This window comes from Angustibacter peucedani (assembly GCF_054779595.1).
Window position 1 is genome coordinate 1 of sequence record NZ_BAAGXY010000038.1, and the last position, 16,259, is coordinate 16,259.

A 16,259-nucleotide genomic window follows, 5' to 3' on the forward strand; every position below is an offset into this window, starting at 1 on the left:
CCTGCGCGAGCGCGTGCGCCGCACCACGCCCGCCGCAGGCATCGGGGCCGCGGCCCTGGTGGCCGCGGGTGCGCTGCTGCTGCTCGCCGCCCTCGTCGTGCACCTCGACCGCGTGCTCGCGCTGCACCGGGCCCTCGACCCCGGCGTGGTCGGCGGCGCCGTGCTGTCGCTGGGGCAGCTCGCGCTGCTGCCGAACCTCGCGCTGTGGGCGCTGGGCTTCGTGGCCGGTCCGGGCTTCGCGCTGGGCACCGGCACCCTCGTGACGCCGGGCGGGTCCGACCTCGGGCTGCTGCCGCTGGTGCCGGTGCTGGGCGCGGTGCCGCCGCCGGGTGCGCTGCCCACGCCGTTCGTCGCGGTCGTCGTCGTGCCGGTGCTGGTCGGGATGGTGGTCGGCTACCGCGCCGTCACCCGGTCCGGCCGCGAGCACGACGGCCCGCTCGACGCGGTGGCCGACGCCCTCACCGCCGTCGTGACGACGGTGCTCGTGCTGACCGCTCTGGTGGCGCTGAGCGGAGGCGCGGCGGGGCCGGGATCGCTCGCGGCCGTCGGTCCCTCGCCCTGGCGGGTGGCGCTCGCGCTGGCCGGCGAGCTGGCCGCCGGTGCCGCGGTCGCCGGCTGGGCCGCGTACCGCCGTCGGTCGGCCTGACCCGCGCCGTTACGCTCGTCGTCCGTGACGTCCGTCGGCGCCGATCCGCGCCCGCCCGCGCGCCTGGTCGTGCTCGTCTCGGGCGCCGGCACCAACCTGCAGGCGCTGCTCGACGCGTGCGCCGACCCCGCGTACGGCGCGCAGGTGGTGGCCGTGGGCGCCGACCGGCCGGGGATCGAGGGGCTGGCCCGCGCCGAGCGGGCTGGGCTGCCGACCTTCGTGCGCCGGGTCGCGGACGCCGTAGACCGCGACAGCTGGGACCGCGAGCTGGCCGACCTCGTCGCCGCCCACGAGCCCGACCTCGTCGTCTCGGCCGGCTTCATGAAGCTGGCGGGCCCGGCGTTCCTCGAGCGCTTCGGCGGCCGGTACGTCAACACGCACCCGGCGCTGCTGCCGTCGTTCCCGGGCATGCACGGCGCGGCCGACGCGCTCGCCCACGGCGTGAAGGTCACCGGCGCGACGCTGTTCGTCGTCGACGAGGGCGTCGACACCGGGGCGATCGTCGCGCAGCGCGCCGTCGACGTCCGCGACGACGACGACGTCGAGACCCTGCACGAACGCATCAAGGTCGTCGAGCGCGCCATGCTCGTCGACGCCGTCGGGCGCATGGCGCGCGAGGGCTGGACCGTCCACGACAGAAGGGTCACCATCCCGTGAGCGAGACCGCGCAGACCTCGTCGGCCACCGACGACGCCGGACGACGTCCGATCCGCCGGGCACTCGTCTCGGTCTACGACAAGACCGGGCTGGAGGACCTCGCCACCGGCCTGCACGCCGCCGGCGTCGCCATCGTGTCGACCGGCTCGACCGCCGGACGCATCGCCGCCGCGGGCGTGCCGGTGACCCAGGTCGAGGAGCTCACCGGCTTCCCCGAGTGCCTCGACGGACGGGTGAAGACGTTGCACCCCAAGGTGCACGCCGGGATCCTGGCCGACCGCCGCAACGACGACCACGTGCGCCAGCTGTCCGAGCTCGGCGTCGAGCCGTTCGACCTGGTCGTGGGCAACCTGTACCCGTTCCGCGAGACCGTCGCCTCGGGCGCGGGGCTCGAGGACGTCGTCGAGCAGATCGACATCGGCGGTCCGTCGATGGTGCGCGCCGCCGCCAAGAACCACGCGAGCGTCGCGATCGTCACCGACCCGTCGGACTACCCGAAGGTGCTGGACGCGTTGCAGGGCGGCGGTTTCGACCTCGCCGCCCGTCGCCGGCTGGCTGCGCGCGCCTTTGCGCACACCGCGTCGTACGACAAGGCCGTGGCCGAGTGGTGCGCCCAGGAGCTGGACGACGACCCGAGCTGGTGGCCGGCGTACGCGGGCCTCGCGCTCGAGCGGGCGGCGACGCTGCGGTACGGCGAGAACCCGCACCAGCAGGCCGCGCTGTACGTCGACCCGGATGCCGCGCCGGGCATCGCGCAGGCGACCCCGTTGCACGGCAAGGAGATGTCGTACAACAACTACGTCGACGCCGACGCCGCCCTGCGCGCCGCGTTCGACCTCGACCAGCCGGCCGTCGCGATCATCAAGCACGCCAACCCCTGCGGCATCGCAATCGGCGCCGACGTGGCCGAGGCGCACCGCAAGGCGCACGCGTGCGACCCGGTGTCGGCGTACGGCGGCGTCGTGGCCGCCAACCGCCCGGTGACGCTGGCCATGGCCGAGCAGCTGGCCGACGTCTTCACCGAGGTCGTGGTGGCGCCGGCGTTCGAGGCCGACGCCTACGAGGTGCTGACCCGCAAGAAGGCCGTGCGCCTGCTCGAGCTGCCCGACGGCTACGGCCGCGACTCGGTCGAGCTGCGCCAGGTGAGCGGCGGGCTGCTCGTGCAGACCGGCGACCGGGTCGACGCCGTCGTCACCGACGACCACGGCACCACCACCGGGGGCGACGACCCGACGTCCTGGACCCTCGCGTGCGGCGAGCCCGCTGGCGACGCGCTGCTGGCCGACCTCGCCTTCGCCTGGACGGCGGTGCGTGCGGTGCGCTCGAACGCGATCCTGCTGGCCAAGGACGGCGCCAGCGTGGGCGTCGGCATGGGGCAGGTCAACCGGGTCGACTCCTGCCGGCTCGCCGTCTCGCGCGCCGGGGCGGAGCGGGCGGCCGGCTCGGTCGCGGCGTCCGACGCCTTCTTCCCCTTCGCCGACGGGCTGCAGGTGCTGCTCGACGCGGGGGTGCGGGCCGTCGTCCAGCCGGGTGGCTCGATCCGCGACGCCGAGGTCGTCGACGCGGCCCGCGCCGCCGGCGTCACCCTCTACCTCACGGGAACGCGCCACTTCGCCCACTGACCCGGCTGACCTCGGCGGGCGTCGGCAGGCGTCGGGTCAGGCCTGGGTGCCGCGCGCCTGGTCGTAGATCCGCTGCAGCACCGGGTCGACCGAGCGTCCCGGACGTCGGGAGGCCCGGTACGCCACGGCGGCCTCGCGGCGCTCGTCGAGGCCGCGCTCGACCTCGTCGCTGCGGTCCGGGTGGTCGGCGAGCACGAAGTGCGGGAAGGCGTCGGCCAACCGCCGTGCCGCCCGCCCGGCCCGCGCCACCCGACCGACCTGGCGCAGCGCGTCGCCGCGGTAGGGCCACCAGACGTGCAGCGCGTCCCCGGCGACGGTCACGGCGCTGAGCGGCGGCACGTGGTCGAGGGCGGCCGCGATGACGGCGGGCGTCAGCAGGTCGGCGGCCACCCGCACGGCGCTCGCGTGCACCGACCAGCGCCCGGAGAAGTCCAGCGACTCGGTCGGCCACGTCGTCGCCGGGTCGTCGAGGTCGCGCAGCGCGCGCGGCAGCAGCGCCACGCCGGGCAGCCACGTGCCGGGCAGCCGTACGACGGCCCCGGCCCACTGCGGCGCCTCGCCGGCGACGGCCCGCCCGACGCGGTCGAGCGCCCACGCGGTCAGGACGACGGCCGGGTGGCCGTCGACGTCCGCGGCGTCGAGCTCGGGGTCGCGCGCCGTCACGGCCAGCACGCCGAGCGCGGACGACGAGGCGTCCTGAGCGACCCACTGCAGCTGGCGTGCGGACCCCTTGCTGTCGCCGAGCCGCCACGGGTGCAGGCGGGGGAGCGTGGCGACCGTGCGCGCGAGGGCCGCCTGCGCCCAGACGTCGGTCAGGCCCGGCACGCGGTGCCAGTCGCCCGACCAGCACGGTGCGTCGTCCGGCGGCGCGGCGGCCGCGGGGACGTCCGCGGGCGCGCACTCCTCCACCACCCCCCCCTCGACACCGCGGGCCTCGGACTTGAGGTGATCGGGCCGTGGAAGGATGCACGCATGCCCGCACGCGTCCTCGACGGCAAGGCCACCCTGGCGCAGATCAAGAGCGAGCTGGCGGTGCGGGTCGCGGCCCTGCGCGAGCGCGGCGTCGTCCCCGGGCTCGGCACGGTGCTCGTCGGCGACGACCCCGGCAGCCGTTGGTACGTCAACGCCAAGCACCGGGACTGCGCCGAGATCGGCATCTCCAGCATCCAGCGCGAGCTGGCCGCCGGCACCTCGCAGGCCGAGGTCGAGGCCGTGGTCGACGAGCTCAACGCCGACCCCGCCTGCACCGCGTTCCTGGTGCAGCAGCCCACCGGCCTCGACGAGTTCGCGATCCTCGCGCGCGTCGACCCCGACAAGGACGTCGACGGCCTGCACCCCGTCAACCTCGGCTGGCTGACGCTCGGCAAGCCCGCCCCGGTGCCGTGCACGCCGGCGGGCATCATCGAGCTGCTGCGCCGGTACGACGTCGAGCTCGCCGGTGCTGAGGTGTGCATCATCGGGCGGGGCATCACCGTCGGGCGTCCCCTCGGGCTGATGCTCACCCGCCGCAGCGAGAACTCCACGGTGACCCTGTGCCACACCGGGACCCGCGACCTCGCCGCCGCCGTCCGCCGGGCCGACGTCGTCGTCGCGGCAGCCGGCGTCCCCGACCTCGTGACGGCCGACATGGTCAAGCCCGGTGCCGCCGTCCTGGACGTCGGCGTGAGCCGGCGCGTCGGCGACGACGGGAAGTCCCGCGTGGCCGGCGACGTCGCGGCGGACGTCGCCGAGGTCGCCGGGTGGGTCAGCCCCAACCCCGGCGGCGTCGGCCCGATGACGCGGGCCATGCTGCTGAGCAACGTCGTGCAGGCCGCCGAGCGCGCGTCGTGAAGACGCCGCGGCTGCTGGGGCCGTGGCTGGTGCTGCCGCTGGGCGTCGCCGCCGCCGTGGTGGCCGTGACGCTCGACGAGCTGCGGGCCGCCGGCTACGTGCTCGCGGCGACGCTCGGCGCCGTCGCGGTGCTGCGCCTGCTGCTGCCCAGTCGCGCGGTGGGCGCGATCGCCGTCCGGTCGCGGCTGGTGGACGTCGTGCTGCTGGCGGCCGCCGCCGTGGCGGCGGCCACCCTCGCGGCCACGATCAAGCTGTCGGTCTAGCCGATCAGGCCGAGGCCCTTCACGGCGTCGCGCTCCTCGGCCAGCTCGGCGGCGCTCGCGTCGATGCGCCCGCGCGAGAAGTCGTCGATCTCGAGGCCCTGCACGATCGAGTACTCGCCGCCCGAGATGGTCACGGGGAACGAGGAGATTAGGCCCTCGGGCACGCCGTAGCTGCCGTCGCTCGGCACGGCCATCGACGTCCAGTCGCCCTCGGCGGTGCCGGCGAACCAGTCGCGCGCGTGGTCGACCGTCGCGTTGGCGGCGCTGGCCGCGGACGACGAGCCGCGCGCCTCGATGATCGCGGCGCCGCGCTTCTGCACGGTCGGGATGAAGTCGTTCTCGAGCCACGCCTGGTCGTCGACGGCGGCGGCCGCGTTCTCGCCGCGCACCTCGGCGTGGAACAGGTCGGGGTACTGCGTGGCGGAGTGGTTGCCCCAGATCGTCATCTTGCGGATCTCGGAGACGGCGGCGCCGGTCTTGGCGGCCAGCTGGGCGATCGCGCGGTTGTGGTCGAGGCGCGTCAGCGCGGTGAAGCGCTGGTTCGGCACGTCCGGCGCGTTGTGCATGGCGATGAGCGCGTTGGTGTTGGCCGGGTTGCCGGTGACGACGACCTTGAGGTCGTCGGCCGCGACGTCGTTGAGCGCCTTGCCCTGGCCGGTGAAGATCGCGCCGTTGGCCTCCAGCAGGTCGCCGCGCTCCATGCCCTTGGTGCGCGGGCGGGCGCCGACCAGCAGGGCGAGGTTCACGCCGTCGAACACGGTGTTCGGGTCGTCGCCGATCTCGACCTTGCTGAGCAGCGGGAAGGCGCAGTCGTCGAGCTCCATGACGACGCCCTCGAGCGCACCGAGGGCGGGCGTGATCTCGAGCAGTCGCAGTTCGACCGGGGTGTCCGGGCCGAGCAGCGAGCCGCTGGCGATGCGGAAGAGCAGGCTGTAGCCGATCTGCCCGGCGGCTCCGGTGACGGCGACCTTGACGGGGGTGGTGCTCACGGCGTGCTCCTTCGCGACGGCGGCTGCTTCTCGACCTCGAGGTCGGCGCCGACGCTAGCAAGGGGTTCGGCGGGCTTGCCTCCCCAGGGTGGGCCGCTCAGGCCTCGGTGGCCTCCTGCAGCGGGACGACGTCGCGCGTGCTGCCGGTGATGGCGGCGTAGGTGGTCCCCGCGATCGCGGCGCCCACCAGCGGCGCCAGCCAGAACAGCCAGAGCTGCCCGAGCGCCCACGAGTCGCCGAACCACGCGACACCGGTGGAGCGCGCGGGGTTGACCGACGTGTTGGTCACCGGGATCGAGATCAGGTGGATCAGCGTGAGCGCCAGCCCGATGCCGATGGGCGCGAACCCCTTGGGGGCGCGGGTGTCGGTGGTGCCGAGGATGACGTAGAGGAAGAAGGCGGTCAGCACCACCTCGGTGACCAGCGCGGCGAGCAGCGAGTACCCGCCGGGGCTGTGGTCGCCGAAGCCGTTGGCCGCGAAGCCGGACGCCTTGCGGTCGAACCCGTCCTGGCCGCTGGCGACGACGAGCAGCACCGCGCCGGCCAGCGTCGCGGCGACGACCTGGGTCACGACGTACGGCAGGACGTCGCGCCAGGCGAACCGCCGGGCCACGGCCAGCCCGACGGTGACGGCCGGGTTGAAGTGGCCGCCGCTGACGTGGCCGACCGCGTACGCCATGGTCAGCACGGTGAGGCCGAAGGCCAGGGCGACGCCGAGCAGGCCGACGCCGACGTCCGGGAAACCGGCGGCGAGGACGGCGGTGCCGCACCCGCCCAGGACCAGCCAGAAGGTGCCGAGCGCCTCGGCGCCGAGCCGTGCGCGCATCGTGGGACCAGGGACTGCCATGACGTGACCTCCACCCCAGAGGACGGCCGCGGGCCCGGCCGCTGCCCTGCCACGGTAGACCGCGGATGATCTTGGGCGCACGCACCGACGCGCAGGACCCGCGCTGGTGCCCCGACCCGGCAGCCGATATCTTGACGTCAAACGATCACACCAGCGGAGGCACCCCCATGGCGAAGATCAAGGTCGCCCAGCCCGTCGTCGAGCTCGACGGCGACGAGATGACCCGGATCATCTGGCAGTTCATCAAGGACCGCCTGATCCACCCCTACCTCGACGTCGACCTGAAGTACTACGACCTCGGCATCGAGAGCCGCGACGCCACCGACGACCAGATCACCGTCGACGCCGCGAACGCCATCAAGGAGCACGGCGTCGGCGTCAAGTGCGCCACCATCACGCCGGACGAGGCGCGGGTCGAGGAGTTCGGCCTGAAGAAGATGTGGGTCTCGCCGAACGGCACGATCCGCAACATCCTCGGCGGCGTCGTCTTCCGCGAGCCGATCATCATCAGCAACATCCCGCGGCTGGTGCCGGGCTGGACCAAGCCGATCATCATCGGCCGCCACGCCCACGGCGACCAGTACAAGGCCACCAACTTCAAGGTGCCCGGCGCGGGTCAGCTGACCATCACCTTCACGCCCGAGGACGGCTCCGAGCCGATCCAGCAGACCGTCGCGAACTTCGGTGCCGACGGCGGCGTGGCCATGGGCATGTACAACTTCAACAAGTCGATCGAGGACTTCGCGCGCGCGTCGCTCAGCTACGGCCTGCAGCGCGGCTACCCGGTCTACATGTCGACCAAGAACACGATCCTCAAGGCGTACGACGGCCAGTTCAAGGACACCTTCGAGCGCATCTACACCGAGGAGTTCAAGGCCGACTTCGACGAGGCCGGCCTGACCTACGAGCACCGCCTGATCGACGACATGGTCGCCGCGGCGATGAAGTGGGAGGGCGGCTACGTCTGGGCCTGCAAGAACTACGACGGCGACGTCCAGTCCGACACCGTCGCGCAGGGCTTCGGCTCGCTGGGCCTGATGACGTCGGTGCTCATGACGCCGGACGGCAAGACCGTCGAGGCCGAGGCGGCGCACGGCACGGTGACCCGGCACTACCGCCAGCACCAGGCCGGCAAGCCGACGTCCACCAACCCGATCGCCTCGATCTTCGCGTGGACCGGTGGCCTGAAGCACCGCGGCAAGCTCGACGGGACGCCCGAGGTGACGGCCTTCGCCGAGACGCTCGAGCGGGTCTGCGTCGAGACCGTCGAGAGCGGCAAGATGACCAAGGACCTGGCCCTGCTGGTCAGCAAGGACCAGCCGTTCCTGACCACCGAGGAGTTCCTCGCAGCCCTCGACGAGAACCTGCAGGCCGCCCAGGGCTGAGCGCGTTCTCGCAGGTCAACGCCGCGGCGCGGTACCCCTCAGGGGTACCGCGCCGCTGCTGTGCGTAGTGGTGGTCTCACGCTGTGCGAAGTCAGGACTAGTCAATTCGGGTGTCACCCGTTTACCCTATGTCCATGCCTGCACTACACAACGTGATTTCGCGCGGCCTCGTGGCCCTCACCGTCGGCGCTGCCGGCGTGGTCGGCGTCGCCGCTGCCAGCCCCGCCCAGGCCATGTCCTCGGCGTACACCGGCACCTACGAGTCCAACGTGGTCCGATCGATCAACTACCAGCGCGCGCTGCACCACCTGCGTCCGCTGAGCTACCGCTACTGCCCCGACCGGTACGCCGAGTCGCTGGCCAGCAAGCTGCGGTACTCGAGCTCGATCTACCACCAGTCGCTCGGCCCGATCATGAACGGCTGCGGTGCGACCCGCGCGTCGGAGAACATCGTCCGCGCCGGCACGCACACGTCGTCCACCGCGATCGTCCAGCTCTGGATGAACTCGTCCGGCCACCGGGCGAACATCCTGGACTCGCGCGTGACCCAGATCGGCGTCGCCACGACGTGCTCGTCGCGCTACTGCACCACGGTCGCGGACTTCATCCGTCCGTGACCCCGTGACGGCCGGCTGACGCCTCGGTCAGCCGGCACGGCAGGATGGACGCGTGCTGCGCGTCGTGTCCGCCAACGTCAACGGGGTGCGGGCCGCCGCCCGCCGCGGGGGCCTGACGTGGTTGGCCGCCCAGGAGCCCGACGTCCTGTGCCTGCAGGAGGTGCGGGCGGACGACGGCACGCTCCGCGCGCTCCTCGCCGACGGTCCGTTCGCGGGCTGGCACGTCGCGCACGCGGCCTGCTCGTCGCCCGGTCGCTGCGGCGTCGCGGTGCTGAGCCGCGCCGAGCCGCTCGCCGCGCGCGCGGTGGTGGGGCGGCGCGAGTTCGACGCCTGCGGGCGCTGGGTCGAGGCCGACCTGCCGACGTCCGACGGCGGGCTGCTGACCGTCGCGTCGGTCTACGTGCCGACCGGCGGGGCCGGCACGCCGCGGCAGGCGTACAAGCAGCGCTTCCTCGACGCCATGGGACGTCGGCTGGGGGCCTTGCGCCGCAACGCCTCTCATGCCGTCGTCATGGGCGACCTCAACATCGCCCACCGCGAGGCGGACCTGCGCAACTGGCGCGGCAACCTGCGCAAGGCCGGGTTCCTGCCCGAGGAGCGCGCGTACCTCGACCGGTGGACGTCGAGGCGCGGCGGGTACGTCGACGTGACACGTGCGCTGGCCGGCGAAGGGCCCGGGCCGTACACGTGGTGGTCGTGGCGCGGTCAGGCGTTCGACAACGACAGCGGCTGGCGGATCGACTACCAGCTGGCGACGTCCGAGCTCGCGGCTCGGGCGGTGAAGGTCGAGATCGGGCGGGCTGGTTCGTACGCGGAGCGGTGGAGCGACCACGCCGCCGTCACCGTCGACTACGACCTCTGACGCGGACGCAGGGCACTCGCCCGAGCGCTGGTGCCTGCTTCAGGCGGGATGGGTGAAGGAGACCGGCTTGCCGGTGACGCGGGCATGCTCGATCTCGCGGCTGGTGGATTCACCGACGTACCCGCCCGGGTTGACGACGAGCACCCGGTCGGCGAGGTCGATCTTGCTCAGGTGCAGCGCGTCGAGCGCGACCTTCTGCTCGGCGGTGATCGTCGTGGCGGCGTCCCGGGAGTGCCCGAACACGCCGGGCGCCACCACGATCGCGCCGGCGAAGGTCAGGTCTCGGTTCGCCTCGGCCATCTCGTCGACGAACCGCGTCGAGCCGCAGATGCAGACGATCTCGGGCCGGTCGGTCACGGGTGGTTCCTCCGGTCGGACGTCGGGTGCGGGAAGGCCTCGAGGCTACCGACCGACTGCTGGGGCGAGGCGTCGTCGTGGCTAGGGTCGGGGGATGAGCCCGTTGCTGCCCGACCCGGGACCGACGACCGACGTGCGTGCGACGTTCTTGCGCTACCTCGACTTCTACCGCGAGGTGGTCGTCGACAAGGTGTCCGGCCTCTCGGACGACGACCTGCGCGCGAGCCGGCTGCCCTCCGGGTGGTCGCCCGTCGAGCTGGTCAAGCACCTGGTCTTCATGGAGCGGCGGTGGTTCGTCTGGGGATTCCTGGGCGAGGCGGTGGACGAGCCGTTCGGCGACGCCTTTGACGACCGCTGGTACGTGGCGCCGTCCGAGACGCTCGAGTCGCTGGTCGAGCGGCTGCGGGCCGGCGGCCGCCGGACGCGCGAGATCGTCGAGGCGGCCGAGCTCACCGACGTGGCGCCGGACGGCCCGCGCTTCGAGGGCCGCCCGCCCGCCACGCTGCAGGCGATCCTGTTCCACGTGCTGCAGGAGTACGCCCGCCACGCCGGGCACCTGGACGTCGCGCGCGAGCTGGTCGACGGTTCCACCGGCGAGGACGACGCCGCCCGGTGATCGCGCGCTCTACGATCGGCGCGTGCACACCCTCGGGCAGGTCCTCGTCGCGCTCGTCGCGCTGATCCACGTCTACATCGTCGTCCTCGAGATGTTCCTGTGGCGCACGCCGCGGGGCCGCGCGGCCTTCGGCACCACGAAGGAGTTCGCCGAGGAGACGGCCACGCTCGCCGCGAACCAGGGGCTCTACAACGGTTTCCTCGTCGCCGGCCTGGTCTGGGGCTTGCTGGCGAACGACCCGTTGAGCTGGCAGGTCGAGACGTTCTTCCTCGCCTGCGTCGCGGTCGCCGGGCTGTACGGCGCGGCCACCGTCAGCCGCCGGATCCTCGTCGTGCAGACCGTCCCCGCCGTCGTCGCGCTCGTCGTGGTGCTGCTCGCGCGCTGACCTGCGCGTCAGCGCACCCGGTGCCCGGACGTCGACGGGCTGGCGAGCAGGAACGCGGGGGACCGCAACCTTTCCCGCGCGAACGCGTCGTGCACCCCGGCTGCGACCTCGTCGACCTGGTCGGCCGGCACCAGCGCCACTGCCGACCCGCCGAAGCCGCCGCCCGTCATCCGCGCGCCCAGGGCACCCGCCGCTCGGGCGGTCTCGACGGCGAGGTCGAGCTCGCGCGCCGACACCCGGTAGTCGTCGCGCAACGACGCGTGCGAGGCGTCCAGCAGTGGGCCGGCCGACGCCACGGATCCGTTGCGCAGCAACGACACCAGCTCGTGCACGCGCCCGATCTCGCTCACGACGTGCCGCACCAGCGGGTGCAGCGCCGGGTCGTCGAGCCGGGCGAGCGTCTCGTCGAGCGGCTGGTCGGCGACCTCGCGCAGGGTCGCGACGCCGAGGGCTCGAGCGGCTGCCTCGCAACCCGCTCGGCGCAGGGCGTACTCGCCGCCCGAGTGCTCGTGCTCGGCGCGCGTGTCGACGACGACGAGCGCCAGCCCGGCCGCCTCGACGTCGAGCGGCACGTGCTCGACCTCGCCCGACCGGCAGTCGAGCAGCAGTGCGTGCCCGGCCCGTGCGCGCAGCGACGCCGCCTGGTCCATGCCACCGGTGGCGGCCTGCGCCACCTCGTTCTCCGCCCGGACGCACACGTCGACGAGACGCGACCGGCCGGCGTCGTCCGCCGCCCACCCAGTACCGCTCAGCTCGTCGGCCGCGAGCACCGTCGAGCACGACAGCGCCGCGGACGACGACAGCCCGCTACCCACCGGGACGTCGCTGTCGACGAGCGCCTCCAGGCCTGAGACCGGCTGTGCCGCAGCGACTCGCAACATCGCCACGGCGCCCGCGACGTAGCCGCCCCACCCGTCCGGCTGGCCCGGCCCGACGTCGTCCAGCGCGATGTCGACCGGTTCGTCAGCACGCTGAGCACTGGTCGCGACCACGCGGCCGTCGAGCGCGGTCGCTGCCACGAAGGTGCTCTGCGGCAACGCGATCGGCAGGCAGAGACCACCGTTGTAATCCGTGTGCTCGCCGATCAGGTTCACGCGTCCGGGGGACGCCCACACCCCGGCGGGCGCCCGGCCCGTCCGGCGTTCGAAGGCGTCGGCGACCTCGGTGGCCCGCTGCTGCTCGTCGTGCACCGGGTACCACCGCGGGCCGTCGCTCACGCGACCTCCCGCAGCCGCGCCGCGATCTGCTCGGGCGTGGCGTCGTTCACCCACGCCCCCATGCCGGACTCGGACCCGGCCAGGTACTTCAGCTTGCCGGGCGCGCGCAGCACCGAGGTGATCTGCAGGTGCAGCCGGGCCAGGTCGCGCCCCTCGTGCACCGGCGCCTGGTGCCACCCGGCGATGTACGGCAGCCGCACCGGCTCGCCGTCCGCACCCGTGTGGAACCGGTCGAGCCGGCGCAGCAGGTCGAGGTAGACCCGCGCCAGCTCGTCGCGCTCGTCGCCGTCCAGTGCCGGCAGGTCGGGGACGTCGCGGTGCGGGGCCAGGTGCACCTCGACCGGCCAGCGCGCGGCGGCCGGCACGTACGCCGTCCAGTGCTCGCCGACGACCACGACGCGCTCGCCAGCCCGCCGCTCGGCGTCCAGGACGTCGCGCAGCAGGTTGCCGCCGGTGCGGGCCCGGTGCTCACGAGCGAGGGTGAGGATGCGCTCGGTGCGCGGCGTCACCCACGGGTAGGCGTAGATCTGGCCGTGCGGGTGGGTGAGCGTCACGCCGATCTCGCGGCCGCGGTTCTCGAAGCAGAAGACCTGCTCGACCCCGGGCACCTCGCCGAGCTCGCGGGTGCGGTCGACCCAGGTCTCGACCACGGTGCGGGCACGGGCCTCGGTCAGGTCCGCGAACGTCGAGCTGTGGTCGCTCGTGAAGCAGAGCACCTCGCAACGACCGAAGGCCGGCATCGTCGGCCACAGCGGCTCGCCGTCGAGCAGCGTCACCTGGCCCGGCGTGCCGTCCACCCGCGGCGAGAAGCTCGGCGACTTGTTCTCGAAGACGACCACGTCGTAGTCGTCGGCGGGGATCTCGGACGGCACCGTGCCGCGACCGGTGGGGCAGAGCGGGCACTCGTCGGCCGGTGGCATGAACGCGCGGTCCATGCGGTGCGCGGCGATCGCGACCCACGAGCCGCTCAGCGGGTCGAACCGCATCTGGCCGGCGTGCTCGGGCGCCGCAGGCGGCCGCGAGTCGTGCAGCTCGCGGGTGGCCGAGCCGTCGACGTAGGGCGGGGTGTCGTCGTAGTAGATGATCTCGCGGCCGTCATGGAGGTGGCCGGTGGTGCGCCGCACCGTCACCGTGCTGCTCATCCGTCGACCTCCGCCACGACCAGCTCGCCGACCAGGTTCTCGAGCGTGCGGCGGGCCTTGCGGTTCAAGCCCGAGTCGGTGACCAGGACGTCGACCCGGTCGAGCGCGGCGATGCCGGCCAGTCCGACCACGTTCCACTTGGAGTGGTCGGCGACCACGACCACGCGGCGCGCGCTGCCGACCAGCGCCTGGTTCGTCTCGGCCTCGGCCAGGTTGGGGGTCGTGACGCCTGCGCGCTCGTCCAGGCCGTGGACGCCGAGCAGCAGCGTGTCGACGTGCAGGTCCTGCAGCGCGCGCACGGCGACCGGACCCACCAGCGCGTTGGACGGCGTGCGGGTGCCACCGGTGAGGACGACGGTGCGCCCGCGCGCCGGGCGCTCGTGCAGCAGGTCGGCCACCGGCGGCGAGTTCGTCACCACGGTGAGGTCCTCGACGTCGACGAGCTCGCGCGCGACCGCGTACGTCGTCGTGCCCGCCGACAGCGCGATCGAGGCCCCCGGCTGCACCAGACGCGCTGCAGCAGAGGCGATCGCGGACTTCTCGGCGAGCGCCAGACCCGACTTCGCGGCGAACCCTGGCTCGTCGCTGCTGCGTTCCTCGACCGCGGTCGCGCCCCCGTGCACGCGGAGCACCAGCTCCTGGCGGGCCAGGGTCTCGATGTCGCGGCGCACGGTCATGTCGCTGACGCCCAGCAGGTCGACCAGGTCGGAGACGCGCGCACCGCCGTGCCGGCGGACCTCGGTGAGGATGCGCTCCTGGCGCTGCCGGGCGAGCATCAGCCCTCCCGCACCACGGCGACGGCTCCGGGGGCGAGGACGAGCGAGCCGCCGACGGGCTGGTCGGTCACGAGGTCGTGCCCCGACGTCGCGACCGTCGCCTCGGCGCCGGAGTGGTTCAGCGTGAACAGGTACGACCGGCCAGATCCGCTGCGCCGCACCAGCTCGACGCCTCGCGGTGCCTCCGCCGCCGCGCTGACGCCGGCCTCCTCGACGAGGGAGCCGACCAGCGACCGCAGCCCGTCGTCGTCCAGCGAGGTGGCCAGGTACCAGGCGACGCCGTGGCCGATCTCGTGCCGGGTGATCGCCGGGACGCCGGGCACCGGGCCGTCGGCGAACGACGCCACGGCCTTGGCGCCGTCGAGGTGCAGGTGCTCGGTCCACAGCGAGCCGGTGGAGCCGTCGTCCAGCGTGACGGTCTGTCCGGCGTCCAGCGGTGCGAACTCCTCGACGCGCACGCCGAGCAGGTCGGCGAACGCGCCCGGGTAGCCACCGAGGCGGATGTGGTCGTGCTGGTCGACGATGCCCGAGAAGTAGGTGACGAGGACGGTGGCGCCCGCCTCGGCCGCCGCGCGCACGGACGCGGCCTGCGCGTCGGTGCACGAGTACAGGGTCGGGACGACGACGAGCCGGTAGCCCTGCAGGTCGGCGTCGGGGTGCACGACGTCGGCAGTGATACCGCGCTCGCGCAGCGCCCGGTGGACGGCGTGGGCCGTGTCGCCGTAGCGCACCATTGAGCTCGGGTGCGAGTCCTGGTCGCACGCCCAGCCCGCCTGGTAGTCCCACAGCACGGCGACGTCGGCCTCGACCTGGGTGCCGACGACCTCGGCCAGCCGGCTGCACACCTCGCCGAGCTGCACGACCTCGCGCCACAGGCGGGTGTCGGTGCCGGCGTGCGGGACGAGCCCGGAGTGGAACTTCTCCGCCCCGGCCCTCGACGCGCGCCACTGGAAGAAGCCGAGGGCGTCGGCGCCGTGCGCGACGTGGGCGAGGCTGTTGCGCAGCATGGTGCCGGGCGTCTTGGCGTGGTTGACCGGCTGCCAGTTCACCGCGCTCGTGGAGTGCTCCATCAGCAGCCACGGCTTGCCACCCGCGATGCCGCGCGTGAGGTCGCCGCTGAACGACAGCTCGGCCTCGGCGTCCGGCTCTGCGGCCACGACGTAGTGGTCGGTGCTGACGACGTCCTGCTCCGGACCCCACTGGAAGTAGTCGAGGTGCCGGAAGTGGTTGAGCGTCATGAAGTTCGTCGTCACGGGCACGCCGGGCGAGAGCCGGTGCAGGACGTCCCGCTCGGCGGTGAACAGCTCGAGCACCGTGTCGCTCGTGAAGCGGCGGTAGTCGAGCATCTGCGTCGGGTTGCTCACCGTCGGGGCCTGACGCGGCGGGAGCACCTGGTCGAACGACGTGTACCGCTGGCTCCAGAAGTTCGTGCCCCAGGCGTCGTTCATCGCGTCGACATCGCCGTACCGGCGCTCCAGCCAGCGGCGGAAGCCGGCGGCGCACCGGTCGCAGTAGCACGGGACGTTGTGGCACGCGTACTCGTTGCCCACGTGCCACAGGGCCACCGCCGGGTGGTCGTGGTAGCGCGTGGCCAGGTGCTCGACCAGCTGCAGCGAGCGCTCGCGGTACGTCGCCGAGCTCGGGCAGTAGGCCTGCCGGCCGCCCGGCCACAGCCGGCTGCCGTCGGCGAGCTCGGGCAGCAGCGTCGGGTCGAGCTGCAGCATCCAGGGCGGCGGTGATGCCGTGGCCGTGGCGAGGTCGACCGCGATGTCGTGCTGGTGGAGCAGGTCGAGGACGTCGTCCAGCCACCCGGTCTCGAAGCGTCCCGGTTCGGGTTCGAGGAGCGACCACGAGAAGACGGCGACCGTCGCGAAGGTGACGCCGGCCTCGGCCATCAGCCGCACGTCGTCGTCCCACACCTCGCGCGGCCACTGCTCGGGGTTGTAGTCGCCCCCCAGGGCCAGGGACCTCGTCGGCCAGCTGCGCATGGCGACGACTCTGGCCCTCTGACCGGTCAAAGTCAACAATTACCAACAGGTGAGAATTGG

General features: G+C 73.4%; 18 protein-coding genes. 10 read left to right on the plus strand and 8 right to left on the minus strand.

The features are described 5' to 3' along the window. The 3 genes from ACYVJ4_RS08435 to purH form a co-directional block, all read left to right on the plus strand. Positions 1–646: cell division protein PerM (locus tag ACYVJ4_RS08435; protein ID WP_460459676.1), on the plus strand; the 646-nt coding region annotated here is incomplete at its 5' end. Between the two features lie 24 nt (positions 647–670). Next, entirely contained in the window at positions 671–1,303 is a 633-nt protein-coding gene (purN, locus tag ACYVJ4_RS08440; RefSeq protein ID WP_460459677.1) for a phosphoribosylglycinamide formyltransferase, read from the plus strand. Beyond that, positions 1,300–2,925 (plus strand): bifunctional phosphoribosylaminoimidazolecarboxamide formyltransferase/IMP cyclohydrolase, encoded by a 1,626-nt coding sequence (gene purH, locus ACYVJ4_RS08445; protein WP_460459678.1) that lies wholly within the window; start codon positions 1,300–1,302, stop codon positions 2,923–2,925. Before purN ends, purH begins: the two co-directional genes overlap by 4 nt. Before the next feature lie 36 nt (positions 2,926–2,961). Here the strand turns inward: purH and ACYVJ4_RS08450 are convergent, their stop codons facing one another. Further along, on the minus strand, positions 2,962–3,834 hold the full coding sequence (locus ACYVJ4_RS08450; RefSeq protein WP_460459679.1) for a hypothetical protein: 873 nt from the start codon (positions 3,832–3,834) through the stop codon (positions 2,962–2,964). Between the two features lie 63 nt (positions 3,835–3,897). Between ACYVJ4_RS08450 and ACYVJ4_RS08455 the strand changes: the two genes are divergently transcribed. Together ACYVJ4_RS08455 and ACYVJ4_RS08460 are read left to right on the plus strand one after the other, a co-directional pair. After that, on the plus strand, positions 3,898–4,755 hold the full coding sequence (locus ACYVJ4_RS08455; protein ID WP_460459680.1) for a bifunctional methylenetetrahydrofolate dehydrogenase/methenyltetrahydrofolate cyclohydrolase: 858 nt from the start codon (positions 3,898–3,900) through the stop codon (positions 4,753–4,755). Beyond that, the gene (locus tag ACYVJ4_RS08460; RefSeq protein ID WP_460459681.1) at positions 4,752–5,018 is read left to right on the plus strand and encodes a DUF3017 domain-containing protein; all 267 of its coding nucleotides are present in this window, start codon (positions 4,752–4,754) and stop codon (positions 5,016–5,018) included. Before ACYVJ4_RS08455 ends, ACYVJ4_RS08460 begins: the two co-directional genes overlap by 4 nt. Here ACYVJ4_RS08460 and ACYVJ4_RS08465 read toward each other — a convergent pair. Next, positions 5,015–6,007, minus strand: coding sequence for a malate dehydrogenase (locus ACYVJ4_RS08465; RefSeq protein ID WP_460459682.1), 993 nt, complete (start codon positions 6,005–6,007; stop codon positions 5,015–5,017). The two genes, ACYVJ4_RS08460 and ACYVJ4_RS08465, sit on opposite strands and share 4 nt — an antisense overlap. Positions 6,008–6,104: 97 nt before the next feature. Then, complete coding sequence (gene aqpZ / locus ACYVJ4_RS08470; protein WP_460459683.1) at positions 6,105–6,833, minus strand: aquaporin Z; 729 nt, start codon at positions 6,831–6,833, stop codon at positions 6,105–6,107. A 188-nt stretch (positions 6,834–7,021) separates the two neighbouring features. On the opposite strand from aqpZ, the gene ACYVJ4_RS08475 reads away from it, so the two are divergent. From ACYVJ4_RS08475 to ACYVJ4_RS08485, 3 genes are all read left to right on the plus strand, one after another. Next, the gene (locus ACYVJ4_RS08475; protein ID WP_460459684.1) at positions 7,022–8,239 is read left to right on the plus strand and encodes an NADP-dependent isocitrate dehydrogenase; all 1,218 of its coding nucleotides are present in this window, start codon (positions 7,022–7,024) and stop codon (positions 8,237–8,239) included. A gap of 152 nt (positions 8,240–8,391) precedes the next feature. Then, positions 8,392–8,856, plus strand: coding sequence for a CAP domain-containing protein (locus ACYVJ4_RS08480; RefSeq protein WP_460459685.1), 465 nt, complete (start codon positions 8,392–8,394; stop codon positions 8,854–8,856). Between the two features lie 52 nt (positions 8,857–8,908). After that, positions 8,909–9,718: an exodeoxyribonuclease III gene (locus tag ACYVJ4_RS08485; RefSeq protein ID WP_460459686.1), complete on the plus strand. Its 810-nt coding sequence runs from the start codon at positions 8,909–8,911 to the stop codon at positions 9,716–9,718. A gap of 39 nt (positions 9,719–9,757) precedes the next feature. Here the strand turns inward: ACYVJ4_RS08485 and ACYVJ4_RS08490 are convergent, their stop codons facing one another. Next, positions 9,758–10,075: a hypothetical protein gene (locus ACYVJ4_RS08490; protein WP_460459687.1), complete on the minus strand. Its 318-nt coding sequence runs from the start codon at positions 10,073–10,075 to the stop codon at positions 9,758–9,760. A gap of 94 nt (positions 10,076–10,169) precedes the next feature. Here ACYVJ4_RS08490 and ACYVJ4_RS08495 point away from each other — a divergent pair, with 94 nt between their 5' ends. Continuing rightward, positions 10,170–10,691: a DinB family protein gene (locus tag ACYVJ4_RS08495; RefSeq protein WP_460459688.1), complete on the plus strand. Its 522-nt coding sequence runs from the start codon at positions 10,170–10,172 to the stop codon at positions 10,689–10,691. A gap of 22 nt (positions 10,692–10,713) precedes the next feature. Then, complete coding sequence (locus tag ACYVJ4_RS08500) at positions 10,714–11,076, plus strand: DUF1304 domain-containing protein (protein ID WP_460459689.1); 363 nt, start codon at positions 10,714–10,716, stop codon at positions 11,074–11,076. Positions 11,077–11,084: 8 nt separating this feature from the next. Here the strand turns inward: ACYVJ4_RS08500 and galK are convergent, their stop codons facing one another. The 4 genes from galK to ACYVJ4_RS08520 are packed head-to-tail and all read right to left on the minus strand — an operon-like array spanning position 11,085 to position 16,199. Then, positions 11,085–12,293 (minus strand): galactokinase, encoded by a 1,209-nt coding sequence (galK, locus tag ACYVJ4_RS08505; RefSeq protein WP_460459690.1) that lies wholly within the window; start codon positions 12,291–12,293, stop codon positions 11,085–11,087. Beyond that, a complete protein-coding gene (gene galT / locus ACYVJ4_RS08510) occupies positions 12,290–13,435 on the minus strand; it encodes a galactose-1-phosphate uridylyltransferase (protein WP_460459691.1) in 1,146 nt (381 codons plus the stop codon). The genes galK and galT overlap by 4 nt, the downstream gene beginning before the upstream one ends. After that, positions 13,432–14,211, minus strand: a complete 780-nt coding sequence (locus tag ACYVJ4_RS08515; RefSeq protein ID WP_460459692.1) for a DeoR/GlpR family DNA-binding transcription regulator — start codon at positions 14,209–14,211, stop codon at positions 13,432–13,434. The genes galT and ACYVJ4_RS08515 overlap by 4 nt, the downstream gene beginning before the upstream one ends. Next, the gene (locus ACYVJ4_RS08520; protein WP_460459693.1) at positions 14,211–16,199 is read right to left on the minus strand and encodes a beta-galactosidase; all 1,989 of its coding nucleotides are present in this window, start codon (positions 16,197–16,199) and stop codon (positions 14,211–14,213) included. Before ACYVJ4_RS08520 ends, ACYVJ4_RS08515 begins: the two co-directional genes overlap by 1 nt. Positions 16,200–16,259 lie beyond the last annotated feature (60 nt).

What these genes read in the sequence shown, in the direction of transcription:
- ACYVJ4_RS08455 (WP_460459680.1), top strand. Translation starts at nt 3,898, where the DNA reads ATGCCCGCACGCGTCCTCGACGGCAAGGCCACCCTGGCGCAGATCAAG.
- aqpZ (WP_460459683.1), bottom strand. Translation starts at nt 6,833, where the DNA reads ATGCGCGCACGGCTCGGCGCCGAGGCGCTCGGCACCTTCTGGCTGGTC.
- ACYVJ4_RS08475 (WP_460459684.1), top strand. Translation starts at nt 7,022, where the DNA reads ATGGCGAAGATCAAGGTCGCCCAGCCCGTCGTCGAGCTCGACGGCGAC.
- ACYVJ4_RS08495 (WP_460459688.1), top strand. Translation starts at nt 10,170, where the DNA reads ATGAGCCCGTTGCTGCCCGACCCGGGACCGACGACCGACGTGCGTGCG.
- galT (WP_460459691.1), bottom strand. Translation starts at nt 13,435, where the DNA reads ATGAGCAGCACGGTGACGGTGCGGCGCACCACCGGCCACCTCCATGAC.
- ACYVJ4_RS08515 (WP_460459692.1), bottom strand. Translation starts at nt 14,211, where the DNA reads ATGCTCGCCCGGCAGCGCCAGGAGCGCATCCTCACCGAGGTCCGCCGG.
- ACYVJ4_RS08520 (WP_460459693.1), bottom strand. Translation starts at nt 16,199, where the DNA reads ATGCGCAGCTGGCCGACGAGGTCCCTGGCCCTGGGGGGCGACTACAAC.